The 24,157-nt window shown below is 37.7% G+C and carries 26 protein-coding genes and 1 riboswitch; of the genes, 3 read left to right on the plus strand and 23 right to left on the minus strand.

From position 1 onward, the window contains the following. Positions 1-30 precede the first annotated feature (30 nt). From IGI80_RS17575 to IGI80_RS17590, 4 genes are read right to left on the minus strand one after another with little or no spacing between them, the layout of a single operon-like run. The gene (locus tag IGI80_RS17575; RefSeq protein ID WP_002357588.1) at positions 31-405 is read right to left on the minus strand and encodes a thioesterase family protein; all 375 of its coding nucleotides are present in this window, start codon (positions 403-405) and stop codon (positions 31-33) included. Continuing rightward, a complete protein-coding gene (locus IGI80_RS17580; protein WP_438724270.1) occupies positions 405-1,625 on the minus strand; it encodes a CCA tRNA nucleotidyltransferase in 1,221 nt (406 codons plus the stop codon). Before IGI80_RS17580 ends, IGI80_RS17575 begins: the two co-directional genes overlap by 1 nt. Continuing rightward, positions 1,622-2,401 (minus strand): 4-hydroxy-tetrahydrodipicolinate reductase, encoded by a 780-nt coding sequence (gene dapB / locus IGI80_RS17585; protein ID WP_429975226.1) that lies wholly within the window; start codon positions 2,399-2,401, stop codon positions 1,622-1,624. Before dapB ends, IGI80_RS17580 begins: the two co-directional genes overlap by 4 nt. After that, entirely contained in the window at positions 2,394-2,744 is a 351-nt protein-coding gene (locus IGI80_RS17590) for a nucleotide pyrophosphohydrolase (RefSeq protein WP_002363944.1), read from the minus strand. The genes dapB and IGI80_RS17590 overlap by 8 nt, the downstream gene beginning before the upstream one ends. 123 nt (positions 2,745-2,867) lie before the next feature. Here IGI80_RS17590 and IGI80_RS17595 point away from each other — a divergent pair, with 123 nt between their 5' ends. Then, positions 2,868-3,752 carry a YitT family protein gene (locus tag IGI80_RS17595; protein WP_438724223.1) on the plus strand — a complete coding sequence of 295 codons (885 nt, stop codon included), beginning with the start codon at positions 2,868-2,870 and terminating at the stop codon, positions 3,750-3,752. 37 nt (positions 3,753-3,789) lie between these two features. Here IGI80_RS17595 and IGI80_RS17600 read toward each other — a convergent pair whose 3' ends face one another. From IGI80_RS17600 to IGI80_RS17645, 10 genes are all read right to left on the minus strand, one after another. Further along, positions 3,790-4,329, minus strand: a complete 540-nt coding sequence (locus tag IGI80_RS17600) for a ReoY family proteolytic degradation factor (protein WP_002360333.1) — start codon at positions 4,327-4,329, stop codon at positions 3,790-3,792. Between the two features lie 9 nt (positions 4,330-4,338). After that, positions 4,339-5,595: a tetratricopeptide repeat protein gene (locus tag IGI80_RS17605; protein ID WP_002388106.1), complete on the minus strand. Its 1,257-nt coding sequence runs from the start codon at positions 5,593-5,595 to the stop codon at positions 4,339-4,341. A 9-nt stretch (positions 5,596-5,604) separates the two neighbouring features. After that, a complete protein-coding gene (locus tag IGI80_RS17610; protein ID WP_002360338.1) occupies positions 5,605-6,645 on the minus strand; it encodes a hypothetical protein in 1,041 nt (346 codons plus the stop codon). A 306-nt stretch (positions 6,646-6,951) separates the two neighbouring features. Next, positions 6,952-7,227 carry an HU family DNA-binding protein gene (locus IGI80_RS17615; protein WP_002357604.1) on the minus strand — a complete coding sequence of 92 codons (276 nt, stop codon included), beginning with the start codon at positions 7,225-7,227 and terminating at the stop codon, positions 6,952-6,954. Between the two features lie 247 nt (positions 7,228-7,474). Continuing rightward, positions 7,475-8,785: a ribosome biogenesis GTPase Der gene (gene der / locus IGI80_RS17620; RefSeq protein ID WP_002360340.1), complete on the minus strand. Its 1,311-nt coding sequence runs from the start codon at positions 8,783-8,785 to the stop codon at positions 7,475-7,477. Positions 8,786-8,958: 173 nt separating this feature from the next. After that, the gene (gene rpsA / locus IGI80_RS17625) at positions 8,959-10,170 is read right to left on the minus strand and encodes a 30S ribosomal protein S1 (protein ID WP_002360341.1); all 1,212 of its coding nucleotides are present in this window, start codon (positions 10,168-10,170) and stop codon (positions 8,959-8,961) included. A 113-nt stretch (positions 10,171-10,283) separates the two neighbouring features. Then, a complete protein-coding gene (gene cmk / locus IGI80_RS17630) occupies positions 10,284-10,964 on the minus strand; it encodes a (d)CMP kinase (protein WP_002357612.1) in 681 nt (226 codons plus the stop codon). Positions 10,965-11,200: 236 nt separating this feature from the next. Then, the gene (locus IGI80_RS17635) at positions 11,201-11,821 is read right to left on the minus strand and encodes a LysM peptidoglycan-binding domain-containing protein (RefSeq protein ID WP_010776316.1); all 621 of its coding nucleotides are present in this window, start codon (positions 11,819-11,821) and stop codon (positions 11,201-11,203) included. A 75-nt stretch (positions 11,822-11,896) separates the two neighbouring features. Then, the gene (locus IGI80_RS17640; RefSeq protein ID WP_438724224.1) at positions 11,897-13,339 is read right to left on the minus strand and encodes a RecQ family ATP-dependent DNA helicase; all 1,443 of its coding nucleotides are present in this window, start codon (positions 13,337-13,339) and stop codon (positions 11,897-11,899) included. Next, positions 13,340-14,374, minus strand: coding sequence for a helix-turn-helix domain-containing protein (locus tag IGI80_RS17645; RefSeq protein WP_281517354.1), 1,035 nt, complete (start codon positions 14,372-14,374; stop codon positions 13,340-13,342). It abuts the gene before it with no gap. Between the two features lie 35 nt (positions 14,375-14,409). On the opposite strand from IGI80_RS17645, the gene IGI80_RS17650 reads away from it, so the two are divergent. Next, the gene (locus tag IGI80_RS17650) at positions 14,410-14,628 is read left to right on the plus strand and encodes a ferredoxin (RefSeq protein WP_002357617.1); all 219 of its coding nucleotides are present in this window, start codon (positions 14,410-14,412) and stop codon (positions 14,626-14,628) included. Positions 14,629-14,650: 22 nt separating this feature from the next. Here the strand turns inward: IGI80_RS17650 and IGI80_RS17655 are convergent, their stop codons facing one another. From IGI80_RS17655 to IGI80_RS17690, 8 genes are all read right to left on the minus strand, one after another. After that, positions 14,651-15,982: a zinc ribbon domain-containing protein gene (locus IGI80_RS17655; protein ID WP_002398998.1), complete on the minus strand. Its 1,332-nt coding sequence runs from the start codon at positions 15,980-15,982 to the stop codon at positions 14,651-14,653. A gap of 255 nt (positions 15,983-16,237) precedes the next feature. Continuing rightward, on the minus strand, positions 16,238-16,903 hold the full coding sequence (locus IGI80_RS17660) for an ECF transporter S component (RefSeq protein ID WP_016633212.1): 666 nt from the start codon (positions 16,901-16,903) through the stop codon (positions 16,238-16,240). 71 nt (positions 16,904-16,974) lie between these two features. After that, positions 16,975-17,094: riboswitch (FMN riboswitch) on the minus strand. A 152-nt stretch (positions 17,095-17,246) separates the two neighbouring features. Further along, entirely contained in the window at positions 17,247-17,963 is a 717-nt protein-coding gene (locus IGI80_RS17665) for a pseudouridine synthase (protein ID WP_002357624.1), read from the minus strand. Positions 17,964-17,966: 3 nt separating this feature from the next. After that, positions 17,967-18,572 (minus strand): SMC-Scp complex subunit ScpB, encoded by a 606-nt coding sequence (gene scpB, locus IGI80_RS17670; RefSeq protein WP_002357625.1) that lies wholly within the window; start codon positions 18,570-18,572, stop codon positions 17,967-17,969. Beyond that, on the minus strand, positions 18,569-19,363 hold the full coding sequence (locus IGI80_RS17675) for a segregation/condensation protein A (protein ID WP_002390627.1): 795 nt from the start codon (positions 19,361-19,363) through the stop codon (positions 18,569-18,571). Before IGI80_RS17675 ends, scpB begins: the two co-directional genes overlap by 4 nt. A 64-nt stretch (positions 19,364-19,427) precedes the next feature. Then, positions 19,428-20,318: a site-specific tyrosine recombinase XerD gene (gene xerD, locus IGI80_RS17680; RefSeq protein WP_002360354.1), complete on the minus strand. Its 891-nt coding sequence runs from the start codon at positions 20,316-20,318 to the stop codon at positions 19,428-19,430. A 168-nt stretch (positions 20,319-20,486) separates the two neighbouring features. After that, positions 20,487-21,416, minus strand: a complete 930-nt coding sequence (locus IGI80_RS17685; protein ID WP_002360356.1) for an alpha/beta hydrolase — start codon at positions 21,414-21,416, stop codon at positions 20,487-20,489. A 194-nt stretch (positions 21,417-21,610) separates the two neighbouring features. Next, on the minus strand, positions 21,611-22,702 hold the full coding sequence (locus IGI80_RS17690) for a DUF871 domain-containing protein (protein ID WP_002360357.1): 1,092 nt from the start codon (positions 22,700-22,702) through the stop codon (positions 21,611-21,613). Between the two features lie 181 nt (positions 22,703-22,883). On the opposite strand from IGI80_RS17690, the gene IGI80_RS17695 reads away from it, so the two are divergent. Then, on the plus strand, positions 22,884-23,633 hold the full coding sequence (locus tag IGI80_RS17695; protein WP_438724225.1) for a peptidylprolyl isomerase: 750 nt from the start codon (positions 22,884-22,886) through the stop codon (positions 23,631-23,633). A 43-nt stretch (positions 23,634-23,676) separates the two neighbouring features. On the opposite strand, the gene IGI80_RS17700 is transcribed toward IGI80_RS17695, so the two are convergent. Beyond that, complete coding sequence (locus IGI80_RS17700) at positions 23,677-24,051, minus strand: YxeA family protein (protein ID WP_002357632.1); 375 nt, start codon at positions 24,049-24,051, stop codon at positions 23,677-23,679. Positions 24,052-24,157: the final 106 nt, after the last annotated feature.

Below are 24,157 nucleotides of genomic sequence, written 5' to 3' on the forward strand. Positions count from 1 at the left end.
TAAACGGTCACAAACTTTCGCTGTAGATTCTTAATCTTTTGTTATTCTTTTTAAAAAAGAATCAATCTCAACTACTGCACGTTGGTGAGAACCTTTGGCAATTTGTCGTTCTCCTTCATAAGCAACAAATTCATAGCGTATTTTGTGTGCAGTCTGTTCAATGCTGGTCATCGTAACAACGATTGTCGCCCCTACCGCGGATGGAAATAAGTGGCGCAATTCTAACACCGTTCCGACAGTTGTTTCCCCAACTGATAATTGGTCCTTCACAGCTTCTTTGGCTGTTTGTTCAATCATGGCAGCTAAAGCAGGGGTTCCTAAAACTTCTAAGTCACCAGAACCGAGCATTTTAGCCGTTTGTGATTCTTTCACCAAGAATTCTTTTGTAAACATTTCTGTTGGCATTATGCTTTCTCTCCTTTTGAACGTTGTTTTTTGGCAAACGAAAGCAGAACTTCTTGTTTATTCTCTAAGCTACCTTCAACAACGTGTTGCTCGATTTCAGCAATCAGTTCCCCTAACCATTTGCCTGGTGTTTCTTCTAAGACGGCTAAAAGGTCTTTTCCTGTTATGGCCAATTCATGTCTTTGATGGATGGGTAATGCCTTAACTAACTCTTTTGTTACTTGTACTTGACTCTCTTGTTTGTAATAATATAAAAGCCTTTCAACAAGTACTGCTGATTCTTCGCCTAATTCATAAAGCATCATTGGCTGCCAGTCGTTACTCAAGCGAAAACGCAAACCGCGTACTAATTGTGAAACGTTTTGGATTAATTGATTTGAAAGTTTCCAAGCCTTTAAGAAGGAGCGAATTTCTGCTTCTGGTAAATTCAACGATTGGATAAGTAACGTCCACGCTTCTGCTTCTGTTTCAATTTGACGAGCAGGCAAGTCCATTAAACGAAAAAGTCCAGCCCCTTGTTCTCGTAATTTGGGACAATATTGATAGCATTCTGTTTCAATAAACGGAGCTAAGCCACCTTGTCGATTAACCCCTAAAAGCATTTTTACAAATTCAATTGTAATGCGTTCTACTGAAATTTTTTCCAATAAAGGATGAAATTCAGCGATAGCAGCTAAGGTTTTTTCTTCAATTTTAAAATCTAATTGGCTAGCAAAGCGTAAGCCCCGCATCATCCGCAGAGCATCTTCATGAAACCGCTCATGGGGATTACCGACTGCACGAATGGTTTGATTAGTTAAATCTTCGATACCATCAAATAAATCAATGATTTCGCCTGTGCTGTCAAGCGCCAAGGCATTAATCGTAAAATCTCGCCGTTTTAAATCTTCTTTCAAGGAGCGAACAAAGGTGACTTCATCTGGTCGGCGAAAGTCTTGATAAGTTGACTCGGTACGAAAGGTTGTTACTTCATACTGTTGGTCTTCCATCAATACAAGGACTGTACCATGTTCGATACCCACATCAACGGTTCGTTTAAAAATTTGCTTAATTTCTTCTGGATAGGCACTTGTCGCAATATCGACATCATGGATTGGTTTATTTAATAAAGCATCACGGACGCTGCCTCCGACAAAATACGCTTCAAAGCCCTGTGCATTGATTTCACGAATAACGGGAGCGGCTTCTTTAAATTCGTTTGGAATAGTTGTCAATTTCATAGCATCTGTTCCAATCCGTAAAGTAGTTCTGTTCTCTGTACCACTTGCCGACAAGCTAACGCCACTCCTGTCATGAATGAACGTCGATCATAGGAATCATGCCGAATAGTGAGCCCTTCACCTACACTGCCAAATTGGACTTGTTGGTGTGCCACTAAACCAGGTAAGCGGACACTATGGATTCGCAGACCCTCGAAATCAGCCCCGCGTGCCCCTGGTATTGATTCTACCTCTTGCGGATTCCCTTGTTTTTTTGCTGGCCGAACTTCTTGAATCAATTCTGCAGTTTTTATAGCCGTTCCGCTCGGTGCATCCAATTTGTTATCATGATGTAATTCAATGATTTCTACATTCGGAAAATACTGTGCCGCTTTTTGGGCAAATTGCATCATTAAAACTGCCCCAATTGCAAAGTTTGGCGCAATTAAGCCGCCGATGGCTTTTTCTCGAGATAGGTTTGTCAATTCGTTGATTTGTTCCTCCGTAAAGCCTGTCGTCCCAACAACAGGCGCCATACCATGCTCCAACGCAAAACGTGTATTTGGATAGGCGGCTTCAGGAACCGTAAAATCAATCCAAACATCTGGTTTGACAGCTAGGACTTCTTCTAAACGCTGAAAAACGGGAACTGCGGTTTCATCATTGAAAGAAACAGTTTCTTGTGCTTCATGAGGATCATACACACCTACTAATTCAAAGTCTGCGGTTTCTAAGACCATTTGTGTAGCAGTACTGCCCATCCGTCCTTTAAACCCAGCGACAATTATTTTAATCATGTGTTTTCCCATCCTTTCTTTCAAAGCGATAGCGATCCCGCTTGTTAAATTTGGCCATATTTTCTTCAAAAACTTCGGTTAAATCAATCTCTAAAGAATTTGCCATGCTAATCAATACAAAAAAGACATCTCCAAGTTCCTCTGATACTGTCTTTGGTTTTTCGTCTGCTTTTTTCTGTTTTTCACCATAATAATGATTGACTTCACGGGCTAATTCTCCGACCTCTTCCGTCAAACGAGCCATTTGTCCTAATGGTGAAAAATAGCCTGTTTTAAACTGTTGAATATAATCATCAACTTCCGTTTGCATCGATTGCAAACTACGTTGTTCTGATTCTGACATTTTACCCCAACCTTTCTTACTCTACCTCCTACATCTTATCAAAAACTTGGCTATCTGGAAAGGTTCTACTTGTTGTTTTATATAGAGAATGATACAGTTTATACTGTAAAAGGACGTGATTAAATGGAAGAACAAAGATTTTATTTTAAAGATGTGTTATTTATTGTATTAGGAAGCTGTATCTATGCCTTTGGTTTGGTTACTTTCAATATTGCCAATGACCTGGCCGAAGGTGGTGTCACGGGGATTACTTTGATTTTAAGAGCCTTATTTCATTTTAACCCAGCATATACGACATTATTAATCAATATTCCGCTCTTATTAATTGGTGGGAAAATTTTAGGCAAACGTTCCCTCTATTATACGCTAATTGGTACCGTGTCGTTATCGGTATTTTTGTGGTTTTGGCAAAAATTTCCTGTTGAAATTAATTTAGATCATGATTTATTGATTGCTGCTCTCCTAGCTGGTTTGGCCGCAGGATTCGGGAGTGGCCTTGTTTACCGCGTAGGCGGAACCACTGGTGGGACCGACGTCATTGCCCGCATTTTCGAAAAATACTTTGGGATTAGCATGGGCCGTTCGTTGTTACTTTTTGATGTTGCAGTCTTACTCCTCTCGTTGACCTATATTGATGTCAAACGAATGATGTATACTTTAATTGTGTCCTTTGTTTTCAGTCGTGTTGTTGATTCTGTACTCGATGGAGCCTATGCTGCGAAAGGAATTTTAATTGTTTCCAATCATTCCGAAGAAATCGGTCAAAGTTTAATGGCTTCTTTAGAACGTGGGGTAACATATTTAAATGGTGAAGGTGCTTATTCACAAGTGGAAAAACGGGTTCTCTACACGGTAGTCAGTCCTCGAGAAATAATGGAAGTCAAACGGATTGCTAATGAAATAAATGAAAAAGCCTTTGTGTCCATCATTAACGTACATGAAGCAATTGGCGAAGGCTTTACTTATGCAAAACCCAGCAAACAACGGCGCTTTAAATTAAAACAATAAATAAAACCCAGCATTTATTGAAAATGCTGGGTTTTATTTATTGTTGTTTCAAACGATTTAATTCATCGGATAATTCTAAAAACGCTTCTTTGTTGCCTGTTTCTAAAGCATCATCAATTTGAGCTTTAAGTAATGCCATTCGTTGCGTTTGTTCTTCTTGCTTAAAGTATTGATCAATCGCTCTGGCAACTTCCTGATCCACTTGTTCATTCCATGGCGCAAACGGATTGTCTTCTAAAACAGATAAATACTGGCTCGTTTGCCAAGCCTCTGGAAATACACATTCTAAATAAAGAGCTTTCCGCCAATTCATCCGAATCTCGTGAAAAATTTGTTCCGGATCTGTAAATTCTTGTGCTTGGATAAAAAGCAATAACGGCTCCTTACCTAAACCATCCGCTACCACACGGATCCCCCGATCGGTTTTCTCTACGTTCTCAACAAAATGAACATTATTTAAAATCGCATCGTGCGTTAATAAGTAATTTAAAATCCACAGTACTTCTCTTCTTCCAAAAGGCACGGTATTCACTAACCAAGTTAAAAATTTTTTCTTTTCTGATAAACTAACAAACATCGTCGTTTCCTATCTTTCTTCCATATCTGCTAGCACAGATTGCATGTCGACATCACCAGGTTCATGTTCCAAATAGTGGTATAACAAGTGTTTTGCTTTTTCAAGTTCGCCTTCTTCTCGTAAGAACAATGCGTATTCTTTTAGAAATTCTGGTTCGTGAGACAATTCTTGCGCTGCTTGTTCATAATGAACTTTAGCGACGGCAAAGTCTTCTAATTCGTTGTACGCTTTTGCTAAATTCCATTCAGCATAAGGATGATCCGTTTCCTCTAAATCATTTAAGATAGTAATTACTTCCTCAAAACGCTCTTCCGTGAGGTAGAGATTACTTAAGGTCAAACGACTTTCATCTGTTTTCTCACCTAATTCCAAAGCTTTTAACAACCAGTTTTCAGCACCAGCAATATCGTGTAAGCGATAGGCATTTTCAGAGGCAAATTGGTATAACTCTACTTGGAAGGGATTTTCCGCAATTCCTTCTTCGATCACCGCTTTTGCTTCCTCTAATTGCTCTTCTTCTTGGAGCGCTTCCGCTAAATATAGATAAAGTGATTGATAATGTGGGTTTAGTGTTTTTAATTGCTGGAACAACGTAATGGCTTTTTGATTCTCATGTAACTGTAAATAAGTGAAAGCTAACTGGAATAAACGATCGTCTGTTTGTTCTTCTTTGACCGCGGCTTCCAAATAAGGAACTGCTTCTTCAAAATCACCTAACATGCTGTAACTACTTCCTAAGCGTTCATTCAAGGAAATAGCAGAGATTTGCGCTGTCCCGCTTTCTACAATGCTTTGATAACGAGTAATAGCCTCGACAAATTGACCATTTGTAAAGTATAGTTCTCCCAAAGCAAATTGAATTAACGGCTCTTCTGGCATAAGATTGGCTGCTTCTTTTAATTTCGCTTCACTGACTTCTGGAATCCCTAAAACTTGGTACAAATCCGCAGTAACTAAGAGGCTTTGGACATAACTGTCACTAGTTTCTGGAATTTTTTCTAAATAGATGAATGCGTCATCTATTTCATTATTTTCAATGGCGATTTCTGCTAATGGAATGTTTAAGCCATCTGCATCGGGAAATTGTTCCAACAATTGTTGGAAAATTTGTTTGGCTTCTTCTAGAAAACCTAAAGATAATAACGTTTCCCCTAAATCAGCTAAGGTATTTTCATCATCTTTCTTTAATGCTTCTTCAAACATTAACTGTGCTTCTGCTAAATTTTCAGCTTGTAATGCTTGAACCATTTTTTCACTATATGACATAATTTCCCCTCAAATCTCTTTTAAAATTTCTTGGTATCTTTCAATCGTTGTTAACAGTTGATCGGGCGTTGGCTTTAAAGCTGCTCCTAGTTGACCGATTTTTCCCAACACCATAGGAGGACCTAGTGTTTCTGTGTGAGCCAAGACTTGTTCTGCGTAATCAGCACTTAAAATTTCTTTTGGAAACGCCACCGGAAAACCTAAGCGAATAAACCAAACGATAAAATTTTTAAATTGAAAGTCAAAGTGATTGACTTGCTGGCTCCATAAAACTTGTAACAATAATCCCAATAATCGTTTCATGGGACCTGATAACAAATGGCCATTTTCGGTTGTAGCAAAGGCCGCTTCAAAAACTCGGCCAAATTGATCCACTTTTTCCCCTGCTTGTTCATAAAAAGATAACAACTCGTCTAAAATACCATTAAATGACGTTTGATTCAACCGTTTTTTATCTGGATACGTTTGGTATAGCATTTGTAAATAAGCATAATCACAGACAAGACCCGCTCGAATAAAAACGAGCAAATCAATTAAAGGAGCGGCACCTTTTTTATTGGTCAAGGTACTATCAAACAAAATTTCTTCTGAATGATTTTCTATATGCATGGTTGCATGCTGTGCTTGCTGAATTGTGACACTTGGTAAAAGTCCTTGCCGTAACGCTTGAACAGACACAGGCATCAGCCAACATTTGGAGGAACACTTACTTACTTGGTGCAAAAATGCGGTTAATTGTAGTACCCCTTCATTACCTAAACCAATCAATAAAACATCCTGATTTTCTGGCCAATCAGCTAAGAAACGTAACACACTTTCTAATTCTGATAAGTCATTGCAATGAACATCATTGCGACAAATATACCAGTTTAATCCCAACTGTTCCCCAAAGGCATAATTAATCTTCTCCGAAAAAAGATCATAGTAACGCTGATTCGCCAAAACAACGATTGACTCCGTCGTTACTGGTCGTTTTTTTAGGACGGAAGCAAATGTTTCTCCATAAATAATAGCGACCTTGTTTTCCCCTCTAGAATAGTTGTATTTCATTGATTCACCACCTTAAGACTGTTTCCTCTTCCTTCACCCCAAGTCTAGCATAACCACTAAAAAACAGCTACTGGCAACAACTTATTTTTGTCCTTCATTCATAAATCTTTCTCTTTTTATCAAAAAAGCAAGGAGCGAGTGTCGAACCGTTCCCGCTTGATTCTCGGAGCGAAGCACGTTTTTCTCACCCAAGGCTCGTTACAATTTAGCCTTTTAGCGTACTGTTTCGACCACCTCTTAAAATAACATTTTTTATGTATGATTCAAAAAAGAACCCTTGGAAACCAAGGGTTCTAATTGTCTGTCTTATTTCACTGCATCTTTCAATGCTTTACCTGGTTTGAATGCAGGTACTTTGCTTGCAGCGATTTGAATTTCTTGTCCAGTTTGTGGGTTACGTCCTTTACGAGCTGCGCGTTCGCGAACTTCAAAGTTACCAAAACCGATTAATTGAACTTTTTCACCTTTAGCAAGAGTTTCTTGAATTGTTGAAAAGACAGCGTCTACTGCTGCAGTAGCATCTTTTTTAGTTAAACCAGTTGAAGATGCAACGTTTTCGATTAATTCTGCTTTATTTGCCATGGATCATTTCACCTCCTCTATAAGAGATACGATGTTTTTACACACCTAAAGTTCCGTCTATTTTTGAGTGGTCCAAAAACAGACAGCAAATATTGATCTGGTTCAATATTCTGTTAACAAGATAGCATAAGAAAGTTGTAATAGCAAGGTTTTTAGTGTATTTTAACCAGTTTTTTCAAAAAATAATCATTTTTTCTCAAAGTTGATAAATTTATTTGAATATCTAAAAAAAGTATGGTAGAATGCACTATTTTCGGCGTCGCGGAATGATTTTAATCGGCGTGCCCTCAAACGTAAATGCTTTTCTGATTTGATTTTCTAAAAACCGGGCATAAGAAAAGTGCATTAGTTCTTCTTCGTTGACAAAAATAACAAATGTAGGTGGTTTGACTGCCACTTGTGTTGCATAAAAAATCTTCAAACGTTTTCCTTTATCGGTTGGTGTCGGATTAATTGCTACAGCATCCATTATAACGTCATTTAACAACGCTGAAGGAATCCGTAAGTTTTGATTCATACTAACTGTTTCAATTAGTTCAGGCAGTTTATTTAAACGTTGTTTGGTTAATGCAGACACAAAAATAATAGGTGCATAATCTAAATATTGGAATTCATCACGAATTTCCGCTTCAAAATCACGCATTGTATTTGTATCTTTTTTGACTGTATCCCATTTGTTGACCACGATAATAATACCGCGACCTGCTTCATGGGCATAGCCCGCCACACGCTTGTCTTGCTCACGAATACCTTCTTCTGCATTCAAGACCATTAAAACAATGTCTGAGCGTTCAATCGCCCGCATTGCGCGCATGACGCTATATTTTTCAGTTGATTCGTATACTTTCCCACGTTTACGCATACCAGCCGTATCAATCATTAAGAACTTTTGACCTTCTTCAGATTCAAAATACGTATCGATTGCATCTCGCGTTGTTCCTTCAATATCTGAAACAATCACGCGATCTTCACCAAGAATAGCATTAATCAATGATGATTTACCGACATTTGGACGCCCGATTAAACTAAATTTAATTGTATCTTCGTCCTCTTCTTCTGAAGTGTTAGGAAAATGTTTAACTGCTTCGTCTAACACATCGCCAATGCCTAAACCATGACTACCAGAAACTGGGAAAGGATCCCCTAGTCCTAAAGCATAAAATTCATAAATATCATTACGCATTTCAGGATTGTCAACTTTATTAACAGCTAAGATCACTGGTTTATTACTACGATATAAAATTTTTGCTACTAACTCATCTGCATCAGTAATTCCTTCACGGCCACTAGCAACAAAGATAATCACATCTGCTTCATCAATCGCAATTTCTGCTTGGTGTTTGATTTGGTCCATAAATGGTTCGTCACCTAAATCAATCCCACCGGTATCAATAATACTAAATTCACGCCCTAACCATTCTCCAGTTGTATAAATACGGTCGCGTGTTACGCCAGGAGTATCTTCTACAATCGAGATACGCTCACCGGCAATGCGGTTAAAAATAGTCGATTTACCGACATTCGGTCTACCGACAATCGCAATAGTTGGATTTGCCATTTGATTCCCTCCTTGAGAATTTCAATCCTTACTAGTTTACCTAATCAAACCTTAAAGTGCAAGAAAAGTTTTAGTTTCTGCTGATTTTCTAACCAATTCAAGAAAAAATGAGTTTGACATAGCCGATCTGTTTACGGCTATGTCAAACTCATAAATTTCAAGAAAGTAACGTGTTATTCCTCTTCTTTCGCATCAGATAAAGCGTCACCTAAAATATCGCCCATGGTAAAGCCAGTATTTTCTTCAGGCAATTCATATTCCTGTTCTTCTTTTGGTTCTTCTTGAGACTCAGGTTTTGGTTCTAACGCTTTGATACTTAAAGCAATACGATGTTCCTCTGGATTAACTTCTAAAACTTTCACTTGTACTTGATCCCCTTCATGAAGGACTTCATGAGGCGTTGCAATGTGCTTGTGAGAAATTTGAGAAATATGCACTAATCCTTCCACACCAGGGAAAACTTCCACAAAGGCACCGAAGCTTGTTAGGCGTTTTACTGTGCCATCTAAAACAGTCCCAGCGGCTGCTTTTGTTTCGATATCTGTCCATGGTCCAGGCAATGTTTCTTTAATAGATAAAGAAATACGTCCTTCTTCTGGATTAATTGAAAGAATTTTTACTTGAACGTCTTCGCCAACAGTTAACGCATCACTTGGTTTGCCCACATGCTGATGAGCAATTTCAGAAACATGAACTAAACCATCCACGCCACCTAAATCAATGAATGCGCCGAAATCTGTTAAACGAGCTACTTTCCCTTCAACAACGTCTCCGTCATGTAAAGAAGAAAGTAATTCTTCTTTTTTCGATTCTTTTTCAGCTTCAACAACTGCTTTATGTGAAAGAATTAAGCGGTTTTCTGAAGGTTCGATTTCAATAATTTTAAATGCTAGTGTTTGACCTTTATATTCAGAAAAATCTGCAACAAAATGATCTTCAACCATTGAGGCAGGAACAAATCCGCGAACACCGACATCAACAACCAAACCACCTTTAACAACATTTGTAACAGGTGCTTCGATTACTTTGCCCGCTTGGAAATCTTGTTCAATTTCTTCCCAAACTTTTTTAGCATCTAAACGGCGTTTTGACAGTAAATAACTGCCGTTTTCTTTATCTTTGCCAATTGATGTGATAACAACTAAATCTAACACATCACCGACTTTCACAAGTTCGTGTACATCTTCAACTGGTAAAGTCGATAATTCCTTTGCAGGAACAACGCCTTCAACGCCCGCTCCTTCAATGCCGACAACAACTTGTTTGTCTTCAATGGCTAAAACTTCGCCTTTAACAATATCGCCAACACTGACTTCTTGAACGCTGTTCATTGCATCTTCCATTGTTTCGTTGTTTGCTACTTGTTTGTCTTCAAAATCTGTCATGCCTCTTATCCTCCTATGCCAACAAAAATTCCAAAACTTAGCTATATATACTTACATAGTACGAGATTTTTGTAAAAAAATAAAGCGATTTCTTCTATTTTTCTTAAAATTCTTTAAAAAAGTTCAAAACCTTTTTGTTTAATCACATTTTGTATGGCGGCGACGACTTCTTCAATCGTCAACCCTGTTGTATCGATTTTCACAGCATCACTTGCTTGGACAAGGGGTGATACTTCTCTGGTTGAATCTAAATAATCCCGACGTTCAATCTCCGCCTTCAAGGTTTCAAAATCCGTCTCAATCCCTTTTTCTTGATTTTCTTTAAAACGACGTTCTGCACGTTCTTCAACGCTAGCCACCAAGAATATCTTTACTTCAGCCTTTGGTAGAACTGCAGTACCAATATCTCGACCATCCATGACAACTCCGCCGGCTTGACCAATTTTCTGTTGTAACGCCACCATTTCTTCTCTAACTTTTGCATGTTTTGAAACAGCTGAAACAGCATTCGTTACATCTGGCTGGCGAATCGCTTCGGTCACTTCATGACCGTCGATAAAAACACGTTGGCCATTCTCTGCTTGCTGAAAAGAAATAGTGTGGTTGACACAAAGCGCTACTAATGGTTCTTCCGCTTGAATGTCGATTTGATTTTGCAAGGCCAGATACGTAATCGCTCGGTACATGGCACCCGTGTCACAATACACATAATTCAATTGTTTTGCTAAAATTTTTGCAACTGTACTTTTGCCTGACGAAGCTGGTCCGTCAATAGCAATACTGATTTTCCCCATGAAAAAACTCCTTAACTGATATGCATCCTTTAAAATGCGCTTCTTCTTTTATATTAAAATCAGAAGAAAAGAACTTGGATTTAAACTGATGACGAGCTTCTAACGAAAAAGCAATAAGCCGAAATCCCTCGAAAGACGCAAAACATCTTTCGGAAATTTCTGCTTATTGGCATTCTCATGTAATCATCCGTCGCGGTTTAGCCCTTGAAAGTGCTGTCCAAACCTCTTTTTCTGGATTATTTAATACGTAATGGTTGTCCTGGATAAAACACAGATGTATCAATCCCAGGATTTAACGCTAAAATTTGTTCTAATGTCATTCCGTTACGTTCGGCAACTTGACGCGCCCCTTCGCCACTTTGAACGGTATCATAAACAGGTTGTTGGTTCTGCGCTTGTTGCTGTTGTTGATTTTGAGCTTCTTGTTGTTGCTGCTCTTGTTGTTGCTGTTGTTGTTGTGCTTGTTGGTCCTGTTGTTGCTGTGCAGCAGCATCTGAACTTGAAGGTGTTGTATTTTCAGCTGGTTGGCTGCTTGCTGGTTCTGAGCTTTCCACTGATTTTGACGTACTTTCTTTTTTCTTCTCTTTTGATGATGATTGGACTAATGAAGAAGATGGCTGGCTATTTTTGCTAGCACTTTCGTTCGGTTTCTTGTCTTGCATCATCCATAAGAAAGTCCCAATTGGAATGGCAATAATTAATAATAGCAAAATAACTAAAACAGTTAGAAATAATGAATTTCCTCGTTGCTGTTGGCGTTTTGCTAAACGAGAACCACCACCATTTTGATCAGGTTCATAAATTGATTGTTCCCATGGCTCACGAGCTTGGTTTTTCTTTTTGTCCTTTTTACTCACTGCTAATTTCCTCCTAAACTTCTCTCGCTTGTTATTATATCATAGCTTTTGCCAACTGCCGACTAAAAAAATGAATTAATCACGTTCTTTAAATAATTTTAGAAATTTAGAACGCCAATCTTCTTCATTTTGATTGCTGGTCTTGTTCGATTTTACTATTGAATCTTGGTAAATGTCAAAGAATAACGCACAATTATCACAACAAGTTTCCAGTGATTGTTTGACAATCGGTTCTTGAAAATAGGTTTGAATCAACGTTCTTCGACAGGTTGTGGTTTCAATATACGTCAGCATCCCTCTTAATTGCGCTTGACGATCTTTTTCTTTCTCCTCTAAACGATGCTCTAGCTCTTCAAAAGAATAATCCTTGGCTAAATAGCCTTGAACCCATTTTTGTTGTAACTCGGTGGCATTTTCTAACAAACATGCTTGTTCTTCTCCTTCAATCAGCGATTTTAAGGTCGCTCGATTCGCTCTTGTCTCTTCTAAGAAAAACCGATGAATAAATTCATCCCCTTTTTTATACAATAATAGCGCCCAACTTTTTTGACTATCACGTCCAGCTCGCCCGATTTCTTGCAGGTAATTTTCTAAGCTATCAGGCAAATCAAAATGAATCACTCCACGAACATCAGGTTTGTCGATTCCCATCCCAAAAGCATTCGTTGCACAAAGAATATCGATTTGATTATCAATAAATTGTTCTTGCAAGCGACTACGTTCACTAGCCTCCAAGCCCCCATGATAATAGGCTACCTTAAAACTGGTTTTCGCCTGAATAAGTTGACTGATTTGTTCTGTTTTGTTGCGCGTGGCGCAATAGATAATGATTTTACCAGCCGTTTTAGATAAGTAATCTAGTAATACTTCTTCTTTTTCTGACGTTTCCTTCACGAACAAGCCAATATTTTTTCGATTCACTGAAGAAAGAACTTCTTGATAGCTACCATGAGAAAATAATTGTTTTATAATTGCGTGCTGTACAACGGGTGTCGCTGTGGCAGTTAACGCCAAGGTCAAAGGAAAGTCTAGCTGTTTTTGGACCAGATCTAATTTACTATATTCAGGGCGAAAATCGACGCCCCACTGATAAACACAATGGGCTTCATCCACCACAAATAATGCAATTTTTTGGCGTTGTAACACACTAAGTACTTCTTGTTGCAAAAGCATTTCTGGGCTTAAAAACAGATAATCGTATTGGAACATTTTCGCTAAAATATAACGCTTTTCTGAATACTGTAACGTACTGTTTAAGGCAACCGCACCTTTAATTCCTTGTCTTTGTAATTGACGCACCTGATCTTCCATTAACGAAAGTAAGGGAGAAACAATTACCGTTAGTCCCTCTAACTTTTGGCCCACAAATTGATAACACAATGATTTGCCAGTGCCTGTTGGCAAAACAGCCAATGTATTCATACCGTCAAGTAAGTTTGTAATCACTTCTTTTTGACCAGGCTTAAACGCTGCATAACCAAATCGAGTGAATAATTCTTGTTCTAATGTCAACAACACTCACTCCTTTTCTTGCCAAATTTGTTGGATTTGATATAAGCGGAAATCTAAATAAGAAAGCGTCGCTTCTTGCGCTCGCCAATCCCGATACACCCACAACCGCGGATTTTGTTCTGTTTGAGCCAAGTTTTGGAGTATTGCCTCCTTTTCAAGATAAACAGACGCCTGCAGCTGCCCTTGAATAGCCAACTCTAATAGATGATCATGAATGGTACTCAGTTTTATTTTTCGCTGCTCAGCAATTTCTTGAAGCGTCTTGCCTTCCGTTAACAATCGTTGGGTTTCTTGCATACTTTGGTTTAGATTTTTTTCTAGATACGGCCATACAAGCGTTTGTAAAGCAGGATAGTTTCCTCCGTACATTATCAACTGCAGTAAATGATGAACCGCTTGCGTATGCCATAAACGCTGTTCAAGAGCTGTCTTATGGCTTGTTAATTGCTGAGGAACTTTGCCAGTTTGCTGATAACCAGAAAGTTGCGCAACCAAATAGTCGCTTTCTGCTTCAGGTAGTAACTCAAACCCTCGCAACAGTTCTTCTTTGATTGATTGAATGCGCTGCTCTTTCTTGTCTTGTTGTAACCATCGTTTCAAATATAGTTGCGGAATCGGTGTTGATAAAAGTGGAATATACTGTTTTTCCTCAAATGATAAATACGAAGTCACTTGCACGGCAAATTGAATGAGTTGCCAACTTTCTCGATCACTTCTGCCAAAACGATAAAGATCAATTGCAGGATAATCCAGCAACGAAAAATGATGCTCCTTTAAAAATAGTTGCCCTTCTTTTGTTAGTTGAATCTCATTTGTCTCTTTGTGATACTGAATTTGTTTCGCCTTCGAAAGTTTTTCAAGAAATTGAAAAAAGGCTTGTTCGGAAATCGTTGGCCACCAGCCAATGAACCGTAAACAATCATATAAAAAACCATAAATCAAAACAGAGCTAGTCCGTTTGCCTTTTAAAAGATGATACAAAGTTGATGCACGTACCTTGTATCCATGAGATAATAACGCTAAAATAAAAGTTGCTTCCATAGTAAACCTCTTTTAGATAGGATGTGTCACTGTTTATGCAATCACGTTTAGTTCCTGAAAAATGTATTGCTTGTGGACTTTGTCAAGTTTATGCGCCCAATATATTTGATTATGATGATCATGGGATTGTCCTTTTTAAAGACGAGCCGCATGCTCGACAACAATTTATTCCAGAAAACGAACGCGAGAATGTGTTAAAAGCGTACCGCAAATGTCCCACGCGTGCAATAGAAATAAGCAAAAATGAGTGCTAAATAATTTAGCACTCATTTTTGCTTAGAGTATTTTTTCGAGCCAAGCAAGTGTTTGTTCATCTATCGAAACAAACTGTAATTGTCCTTCTTTTAGCGGTTCTTTGACTAAATGAATTTGATCATTTAGGCCATTGATCCATTCATAACGAAGACCATTTTCTTTTGCTTTAGAATTTTTAGCTTCTAAATAATAATTGACATGGTAATTTTCTTTACCATCCAATTGTAGCGTATTAATGGTCACTTCAAAATCTGGTGAAACATCGGTCGATTTCTTTTCACGTAATCGTTCAAGTGCTTCTATAAAAGAAGGAAATTGAGGATTATTTTCCCCACCAACGAGATATTTTTTAGCAAATTCTGTACTATCCGTATGACTTTTCACTTGTTTGGCAAATGCTTGATAAAAGGTTTCTAGCGCTTTGCGGGCATCATAGTCGCTAGCTAACGGAAAATTCAATTGTAGCGTTGGATTATCGGAGAGCGCTTCGACAAAATCATTTTCACCAATCGTTTCTTTTGATGTTTGAATTTCTTCTCCATTAATCGTCTTTTTAAGTTGAATCGTCATCCCTTTGGACCAGAACAAAGGGCCAATCGTTTTGCTTCCATTCGTTAGCGTACCAACTTTCCGATCATTAATATAAATATCTGCGTCTGGCAGATTGCTCTCCACAACAAAATTCATTCGTTTAAAATCTAAAGGAATACTAGAAATATAATTTTCCTCTTCTAATAAACGATACTCTTCTGTGATAACAGGTTCGCCGGTGCTATCTTTCACTGTGGCTGTAAAGGTATATTGTCCTGGCGCTAAGGGTCCCAATTCCTTTTGATAAGTGGTTGAGTCGGAAGTGCCCACTTCCCGCCCGTTCATTGCTAGCGTCACACCGCGCTGATTCGTCGTTAACTGAACAGAAACAGGCGTTAAAATGAATTGATAACGGTGAAAGAAAAATGCTGTTTGACTTGTTTCACGAATAGTTAAACCATGTAGCTTTTTATCCTTTAATAGCGCTTTTTCTAATTTTTTTAGCTCAGTTGGATTTTTTTGATAATAAGTGATTAAGGGCTTAATGCTTTGCGGATTCACTTGAAATTCAGACTCGTTCGTCCTCATTTTTTTACTTAATTCTTGGGCATCACCATTCTCAATCGCTTCAATAAAATGAGAAATTTGTTGTTCCTTAGAAAAATAATGCGTCCCGAGAAAATAGCTACCTGCTCCAAGAACGATGAACACAAAAAGAAACACCCAGATCCAGCTTCTTTTTGATCTGAGAGGAGTAGATTCGTTCCCTTTATTCATTGATGGTTGCGCTTGGTTTTCCTCTTGATGCATTGATTCATTCATTAGCGGAGCGCCGCATTCTTCACAAAAGGACTCCGTATCACGATTCACGTGACGACAATTTTTACACTTTTTCACTCAGGAAAACTCCTCTTTCTTTGATGATTTCTATCATACCAAGGGAAAGTTAAAATTACAATGCAGATGGTTTAGTATTTTTTAACAGAATGATGACAGATTATGACAACCTCTTTTCTTTTAGGCGTAAATTTTAAAAACCCACTGTCAAACATTGTTCAACAGCAGGTTTTTTATCATTTATTTTGTTAACGGTGTTTTTTTCTGAATAGTATGTTGTTTTTTTGATAGCCATGGCAATAACTTCGCATGTAGTACTAGAAAAACACCACTGACTAAGAGGCCTTTAATAAGGTTGAATGGCACAATACCAATCGCCACATAGCTTGCTAAAGATGTTCCTAAAAATTGTTGTGTGGTCACACCATATAATTGTAAGTAAATGGGTGTAATGACAAAATAATTCGCAATACTCATGAAAATTGTCAAGGCTAAGATCCCACTTACTAAGCCCACTATCCGATTTGTACGGATATTTTTCTTTTTACCAAAGAAATAAAAAATTGGCAAGGTGAAGATACTACTTGCTAAAAAGCTAGCGAAATCTCCCACCATATTTTGCGGTGCTAGTCCGGTTAAGAACAGGTGTAGCAACGAACGAACAAAAGCAGTAATTATTCCTGCTAACGGTCCGTACAAGAACATTCCGAGTAGAATCGGAATATCACTAAAATCGATTTTCAAAAAACTAAACGCCGGCATAATCGGAAATGCCACAAATTGTAATACTGTACCGATTGCAGCCAACATTGCAATGCTGACCATTTTTTGTACCTTGTTGTTCATCTGAAATCCTCCAATTAAGGACCCATCTTCAACGAACTTTTTGATTCGCTTCTTTGTCATACAAAAAAACCCTATTTTTCTGCAGGGAAAAATAGAGTAGGATTATCTGATGAAAAAGCGTCTCAAATAAGCCCTATCTTCTTTATCCAGACTATACTGTCGGTATTGGAATTACACCAATTCAATCGTTAAAAACGAGTCGTGGACTATAACCACCGGTCGGGAATTACACCCTGCCCCTGAAGACGAACCTTGTATTATATTTTTTTACTTACTTAGTGTAACCGATTTGAACAATGAATGCAACTAACTAAGCTTTTTTATTAAATTTCATTGATTGTTTCATTTCTCAAAAAAAAACAATCCCTTCGCCATAAGCGCGAAGAGATCGAGTCATTTTATCTTATTTAGCTTGATTTAATAATTGACTGATTTCTTTTTTAGTTAAATCACGATATTGCCCTGGTCGCAAACCTTGTAAGGTCAACTCACCATAACGTTCACGTTTTAATTTTTGAACAGGGAAACCAACAGCTTGAAACATTTTCTTCACTTGATGATTACGTCCTTCATGAATCGTTAATTCCACGACACTGCTACCTGTTTTAATATCCGCTGAAAGAATTTGAAAATTGGCTGGTGCTGTGCGTTTGCCATCAATGCGAATGCCTTTGGCTAATGGCAATAGATCTCGTTTAGTTGGTACACCTTTAATTTTTGCTACGTAGACTTTATCTACTTCATGTTTAGGATGGGTTAATTTTTGTGAAAAACTTCCATCATTCGTTAAAAGTAACAACCCAGAAGTATCATAATCCAGACGACCGACTGGATAAATTCGCTCAGTAACATCTGTAAAATAATCCGTTACTACTTTACGGCCTTTATCGTCAGACACCGCAGAAATAACCCCTCTTGGTTTATAGAATAAATAATAACCATATTCTTCTTGATAAATTGGTACACCATCAACTTCAACGGTATCTTGTTTACTTACTTGTGTTCCTAATTCTTTGACCACTTGGCCGTTGACTTTTACGCGACCTTTGACAATTAATTCCTCTGCTTTGCGACGCGAAGTCACCCCAGCATGAGCAATTGCTTTTTGTAATCTTTCCATTGTTTAAGCTTCCTCGCCTTCTGTTGTTTCAGACATTGGGTTCGTTTCTTGATAACGATCAAAAAATAGATCCATTGGTAGTTCTTCTTCTAATTCATCTTCCATTTGTTGGATATCTGGTAATTCATCTAAACTTTTCAACCCAAAGTAATCCATAAAATACTTCGTTGTGCCATACAAAATTGCTCTACCAGGACCATCGACGCGGCCTTTTTCTTCTATCAACTGACGGGCAACTAACTTTTGGATAGAGCCAGAAGTCTGTACGCCACGAATTTCATCAATTTCAATACGCGAAATTGGTTGCTTATAAGCAATAATGGATAATGTTTCTAGCGCCGCTTGTGATAAGGCGTTTGACATAGGCGATTGCGCATATTTTTTTAGTAATGAGGCATATTTTTTCTTCGTTGTTAAGACAAAATGATTGCCGACTTCTAAAATATTCAACGCCGATTTATTGTCAGAAGCATAATGTTCTTTCAATTTCGTTAATTCTTCATAGGTTTTTGCTGTTGACTTCTCTAATAAGTACGCAAGCTCTTCCAAGCCAATTCCTTCTTCGCCAACCACAAATAAAATTGCTTCAATTTGACTAACTAATGTCACTGTGTTTCCTCCACCTCTGTTGTATCTTCCTGCTGGGTTTCTGTATTAAATAACAAAATTTCACTATAATTATTTTCTTGTTCAGCATAAATCACGCCTGTTTTCATTAATTCTAAAAGAGCCATGAACGTTGTCACAATTTCTTGTTTGGAATAAGAATCGAAGAAAGAATCAAACGACACTGCCTTCCCTTTCTGTACTTGACGCATACGTTCTGAAATAGCGGTGATTTTTTCTTCGATGGAAACATCGTCACTAGCAACAGTTGTTTCAACAGGCTGGCGATTTTTTTTCTTTTCTAACATGGCATGAAAGGCTAGAAATAAATCAATTGTATTAATTTGATTAGGCGGTAGTGTTGTATCTTCCTCTTTATAATCATCCATATCCATTGGTTCTTTTGTATAATAGAGTTTACGTTCTTCTTCTTTTTCATGTAAAACAGTCGCTGCATATTTAAATTTCCGATACTCCAATAACTGAGCTACTAAAGCTTCCCGTGGGTCTTCCTCTTCAAAAAAATCTTCATCATCAATGATTTCAAGCTCTTGTTTTGGAAGCAACATCTGACTTTTAATAGCCATTAAGGTGGCAGCCATGACTAGATATTCTCCAGCGACTTCTAACTCTAAGGTTTGCATCGCATGAATATAAGACATGTATTGTTCAGTTACTGCTGTAATGGGAATGTCATAGATATCGATTTCTAATTTTTGAATTAAATGTAGTAGAAGATCCAGTGGTCCTTCAAAGACATCTAGTTTTAAATTAATTTCTTGCAAAAACGACACCTACTTTCTTTTCTCGACTTCCTAGTTTACCATAAATTTATTCGTTTGTGGGCATTCTCGCAAATTAAGCCCGAGGAAAATGTTCCTTATAAACATCTGCCATTCGTTGTTTGGTAATATGTGTATAAATTTGTGTCGTGGAGATATCTGCATGTCCTAATAATTCTTGAACGATTCTAAGGTCTGCGCCATTTTCCAACAAATGTGTCGCAAAACTATGCCGTAATGTATGCGGCGTAATATTTTTCTCTATCTGGGCTTCTCGGACAATCTGTTTTAAATTTTTCCAAATGCCCTGTCTAGATAACGGTTCGCCATGATGATTAACGAACAGGTGTGTTTCATTCGGATGATTTTTAATCAATTGAGGTCTGGCTTCGTTCATATAGCGCTCAATCCATTGAATCGCATAATCGCCTAAAGGAATAATTCGTTCTTTGTCCCCTTTTCCGATTGTTTGCAATAAACCAATGGATAAATGCAGATCCCCTAATTTTATTTCAATTAGCTCACTAACTCGCAGGCCCGTTGCATACATCACTTCTAAAATAGCACGATTCCGCATACCTAGTGGTTTACTTGTATCAGGCGTTTCAATTAATCGAGTCACTTCGTCAACAGATAATGTACTTGGCAATTTTTGAACTTTCTTGGGGGAGTCAATATGTTGCATCGGATTATGTTCGCTTAAGCGTTCTTGACGTAAAAATTGATGAAATCCTCTCAAACTAGAAATCATCCGAATCACACTTGCTGAAGCTTGCTGTTCTTCGTGAAGGGATTGCAAAAATTCTGTAATCATGTAACGGTCAACTTCGTCCCAAGAATGCAGGCCTTGTTCTTGTAAAAAGGCTACGTATTTTTTTAAATCTCGTTCGTAACTCCGTCGTGTGTTATTTGATAAGCCCCGCTCTATTTGTAAATAGTGTAAATAATCGACTAATTGTTCTTCCATTATCCTTCCCTCATTTCTAGTACTATCCTATCAGATTATGCCCTAGATTGCATGGGTAAATTCCAACTTATTAAAAAAAATCAACTGACAACAAAAGACTTGTTCACTAAGTCGTTAACTTAAGAACAAGTCTTTTGTTGTTGCTACTATTAGTAAAGAATAAATTTGTTATTTTATATATTTATCTAGAAAAGCAGCTACTGTTTCCTTATATTTTTCTGGGTTTTTATTATAAGCTTTCGCATGCTCTGCTCCAGGCACGACATATTTCTCTTTAGGTCCTTGGGTTGCATTATAAACTTCGTCTAACATACTAAACGGCACAAACGTATCATTTTCACCATGAATAAAGAGCACTGGTAAATGATTCTTTTGCAATTGCTTAACAGCACTTGCTTCCCCAAAGAAATAGCCAGCTCTAAGTTTCGTAATCCCGCTAGTAACATTAACTAATGGGAAACTTGGTAAATTGAAAAGCTCTTTCAATTGATATTGCAACTCCTGATTGACTGTAGAATAGCCACAATCTTCCACAATGGCTTTCACGTTATCTGGTAATTTTTCCCCGCTCGTCATCATGACTGTAGCAGCACCCATACTGACACCGTATAAAGTGATTTGTTCTTGCTGACCATTTTCGGTTAAAACTTTCTCAATCCATTGGACATAATCTTTACGATCGGGCCAGCCGAACCCAATATAATCTCCTTGACTTTTCCCGTGACCACGCGCATCTGGCGCTAACACATTGTATCCCCAATCATGATACATTTTCGCAAAGACAGACATCGTTTCTGCCGAACCCATATAACCATGCGCCATAATAACGGTACGATTACTTTTTTTGTCGGCTGGTAAATAAATGGCCTTTAGACGTAGCCCATCTTCCGAAGTAATTGACCATTCTTGTCGATTTTTGTCATCTTTAAACCACGCGCCTTCAGGTGTCTGGACCACTTTTGACCCTGGGGTATTCTCATTTATAAAGTCTTTCTTTCCTGGAACTACTGCATAATTATAAAAATATAAGCCTGCCGCAATTAAACCAATTGCAATTACTACAATAAGCGCAATCAAAATTTTTAACCATCGATTCATCTACGTACTCCTTTTATTTAAACTGTATGATTCATTATAAGTTGTCGCCCTTTTTTTGACAACTACCATTCAAAGATTCAGCCATCTTTCTTTACCACTACAATGAGACAATTTTGTTGCGACAAAAAAAGCATAGCACAAAAATGTTACCTTTTACGCTATGCTCCACTTATCTATTTATAGGAAACTAAAAATTATTTATTTTCAATAAGTTTAAAACTTGACCATGGTTTCAAAAATTCTAATAAGAAACGTTCGTCATCAGAAATACGACCAACCACATTTACACGGCCATCATTTTTCATTTCTTTTAAAGCAATTTGTGTTTCCCCTTTGTATTGTCCATAGCCAACGTTGTCAATCAAGACATCGCCTCGAACAATATCTCTCGTTGTATGAGCTGGGAAAGGACGATCTTTATAGTAAACACGTGTCATTGTTGAACGCAAAACGTAATCAGAACGATCTCCACGATAACTGTGTAAGTTATCGAACAATGCAATTCTTTCATCTTCTGTGATTTCTGGTTCTGTATCCACTTTGATCGAAGGATACGGTGCATGAAAGGCTTCTGCCATTGCTGCTAATTCTGCTTCTGAGGCATAAGCATTTCCGACAGAAATATCATCAATTAATCCTGTTAAAACTAAATGCTTAACTTGCGTTGCAATTTCTAAATCGCGGTGGTCTTCCAAAGAACATAACCCATCTTGTGTCGGCCATGGTCCAAATGTAGCATCGTGTGAGTTCACAAACGCCATCGTATTTAAATTATATTTTCTAAATTTTTCTGAACAATAAACAAAATGCTCATAGCCTAAGCCTGTATAACGATGTGGATAGAAATTATGTGAGCCTAGTAAATTTTCTGTGTTTGGTGAGTAGGCCATAATATTATCTACATAACTTGTCCCTGAACTCATATTAATTTCAATTTTAATGCCATAAGGGTTTCTTGTCATATTCGCCTCTTCTTGCCCAGTAAAACCAAGATCTAAACGAATACCGTAAGCGCCCATATCATGGAAAAATGATAAATCATCATAAGAGATGCCTAATTGTTCGAACAATGCAGGATTAATATCGACCATCACTTCCATACCTAATTGGTTGGCGTAATCTACGACTTTTTTAAACTCTGCTAATACCTTTTCCCGATCATCATTGATTTGCAATAAACTAGTAAAGACACGCTTAAAGCCGTATTTATGAGCCAAATCCAAATATGCTTTGTCCTTTTCAAATGTTGAACGTTCTGGATAAATTGAAATACCTAATTTTCCCATGTGATTGCCTCCTAAATTGTAAAACATAATAATGTATCTGCTTACATTGTAACAAAAAAAACAAAAGTGGTCTACACCTTTCCTATAGGAAATCTTATAAAAATTCCACTGGTTTGTTATCTTCTCTTTTGTTATGATAAAAAAGAACCTAATTGTCAGTGTGAAAGGAAGAGGAAAACAGATGAAACATAAGAAAATACTTGCTGTTGCTTCAGTTGCAGCATTCACCTTGCTTTTAGCAGGCTGTAACACAACCAATAATAAAGGCACGACCGCAACGAGTGATTCTGTCGCTAAATCCAGTGAAAGCAAAACAAAGGATTCGGTCGACTTAAATTCACTAGATTTACCACAACTAGATGACAAAGTTGCCGAAGATCAAGACTTAGTCCAAATGGTTACTTCAATGGGAAATATTGAAATCAAACTATTTCCTAAACAGGCTCCAAAAACTGTCGAGAACTTTATGAAACATGCCAAAGATGGCTATTATGATGGCTTGACTTTCCACCGCGTCATCAATAACTTTATGATCCAAGGTGGCGATCCTAGCGGTGATGGAACTGGCGGAAACAGCATCTGGAATAAACCATTTGAAGATGAATTTTCAAACCAGTTATATAACATTCGTGGCGCGTTATCAATGGCGAATGCAGGACCTAATACTAACGGCAGTCAGTTCTTTATTGTCCAAAATACAGATGATCAATCTGATGGTCTTTTATATGATGATTATCCAAAAGCAATCATTGATGCTTACAAAAAAGGCGGCTATCCTTCTCTTGATAAAAAACATACTGTTTTCGGTCAAGTAACCAAAGGAATGGATATTGTCGATAAAATTGCCAAAGTCGAAGTTGGTGCCAACGATAAACCAAAAACTGATGTTAAAATTGAAAAAATCAATATTCTTCAAGAAGCAAAAAAATAACAAAAAGTCAGAACGTACGCTGAAGATACGTTCTGACTTTTTGTTATTTTTGAATCGCTTGTAATGCCTTTTCTGGTACTTGGTCTTGATTGACCTCTTCATACGTATTGATGTGGGCCCCTTTATTTGAGACTTTTAGATAATGATCTGTTTTTAATTCATGGTCCGCTGTGAAAGTTATTTCTCGCGTTTTGCCTTCCTCATCTGCGGCTACTTGCGTATAACTAGCAATTCCATAGCCATTAACGCTATCGGCTTTCTTTGTTTTAACATACACATTTCCTTCTTTAACCAATGGATTTAATTGATCTAACACACCAGCTAATTCGCCAGAGTTCTTCTCTGCGTAAAACTTGGCCCCAAATAAACCACCACCAATAACAATTGCTGTCACCACTAAAAATTTAATAAATTTCATCACATAAATCCTCCCGAGTAATTATTCTCTGTTACTTCTTCCAAAGTATAGCAAGTTTTAAACAATCCTTCCTCGGGCGCAACGACCAGTTTTTCCTCAGACTTAT

Source organism: Enterococcus sp. DIV1420a, assembly GCF_051712165.1.
Lineage (GTDB): Bacteria > Bacillota > Bacilli > Lactobacillales > Enterococcaceae > Enterococcus > Enterococcus faecalis.

Bases quoted from the DNA above. Each gene is read 5' to 3' on its own strand.
- IGI80_RS17575 (WP_002357588.1), bottom strand. From the start codon at position 405: ATGCCAACAGAAATGTTTACAAAAGAATTCTTGGTGAAAGAATCACAA.
- dapB (WP_429975226.1), bottom strand. From the start codon at position 2,401: ATGATTAAAATAATTGTCGCTGGGTTTAAAGGACGGATGGGCAGTACT.
- IGI80_RS17700 (WP_002357632.1), bottom strand. From the start codon at position 24,051: ATGAAATTTATTAAATTTTTAGTGGTGACAGCAATTGTTATTGGTGGT.
- IGI80_RS17595 (WP_438724223.1), top strand. From the start codon at position 2,868: ATGGAAGAACAAAGATTTTATTTTAAAGATGTGTTATTTATTGTATTA.
- IGI80_RS17645 (WP_281517354.1), bottom strand. From the start codon at position 14,374: ATGGAAGCAACTTTTATTTTAGCGTTATTATCTCATGGATACAAGGTA.
- IGI80_RS17615 (WP_002357604.1), bottom strand. From the start codon at position 7,227: ATGGCAAATAAAGCAGAATTAATCGAAAACGTTGCATCTTCAACTGGT.
- der (WP_002360340.1), bottom strand. From the start codon at position 8,785: ATGGCAAATCCAACTATTGCGATTGTCGGTAGACCGAATGTCGGTAAA.
- IGI80_RS17610 (WP_002360338.1), bottom strand. From the start codon at position 6,645: ATGAAATACAACTATTCTAGAGGGGAAAACAAGGTCGCTATTATTTAT.
- xerD (WP_002360354.1), bottom strand. From the start codon at position 20,318: ATGGAAGAACAATTAGTCGATTATTTACACTATTTACAAATAGAGCGG.
- IGI80_RS17650 (WP_002357617.1), top strand. From the start codon at position 14,410: ATGCAATCACGTTTAGTTCCTGAAAAATGTATTGCTTGTGGACTTTGT.
- IGI80_RS17665 (WP_002357624.1), bottom strand. From the start codon at position 17,963: ATGGAAAGATTACAAAAAGCAATTGCTCATGCTGGGGTGACTTCGCGT.
- IGI80_RS17600 (WP_002360333.1), bottom strand. From the start codon at position 4,329: ATGTTTGTTAGTTTATCAGAAAAGAAAAAATTTTTAACTTGGTTAGTG.
- rpsA (WP_002360341.1), bottom strand. From the start codon at position 10,170: ATGACAGATTTTGAAGACAAACAAGTAGCAAACAACGAAACAATGGAA.
- IGI80_RS17660 (WP_016633212.1), bottom strand. From the start codon at position 16,903: ATGACAAAGAAGCGAATCAAAAAGTTCGTTGAAGATGGGTCCTTAATT.
- cmk (WP_002357612.1), bottom strand. From the start codon at position 10,964: ATGGGGAAAATCAGTATTGCTATTGACGGACCAGCTTCGTCAGGCAAA.
- IGI80_RS17605 (WP_002388106.1), bottom strand. From the start codon at position 5,595: ATGTCATATAGTGAAAAAATGGTTCAAGCATTACAAGCTGAAAATTTA.
- IGI80_RS17695 (WP_438724225.1), top strand. From the start codon at position 22,884: ATGAAACATAAGAAAATACTTGCTGTTGCTTCAGTTGCAGCATTCACC.
- IGI80_RS17685 (WP_002360356.1), bottom strand. From the start codon at position 21,416: ATGAATCGATGGTTAAAAATTTTGATTGCGCTTATTGTAGTAATTGCA.
- IGI80_RS17590 (WP_002363944.1), bottom strand. From the start codon at position 2,744: ATGTCAGAATCAGAACAACGTAGTTTGCAATCGATGCAAACGGAAGTT.
- IGI80_RS17690 (WP_002360357.1), bottom strand. From the start codon at position 22,702: ATGGGAAAATTAGGTATTTCAATTTATCCAGAACGTTCAACATTTGAA.
- IGI80_RS17655 (WP_002398998.1), bottom strand. From the start codon at position 15,982: ATGAATGAATCAATGCATCAAGAGGAAAACCAAGCGCAACCATCAATG.
- IGI80_RS17580 (WP_438724270.1), bottom strand. From the start codon at position 1,625: ATGAAATTGACAACTATTCCAAACGAATTTAAAGAAGCCGCTCCCGTT.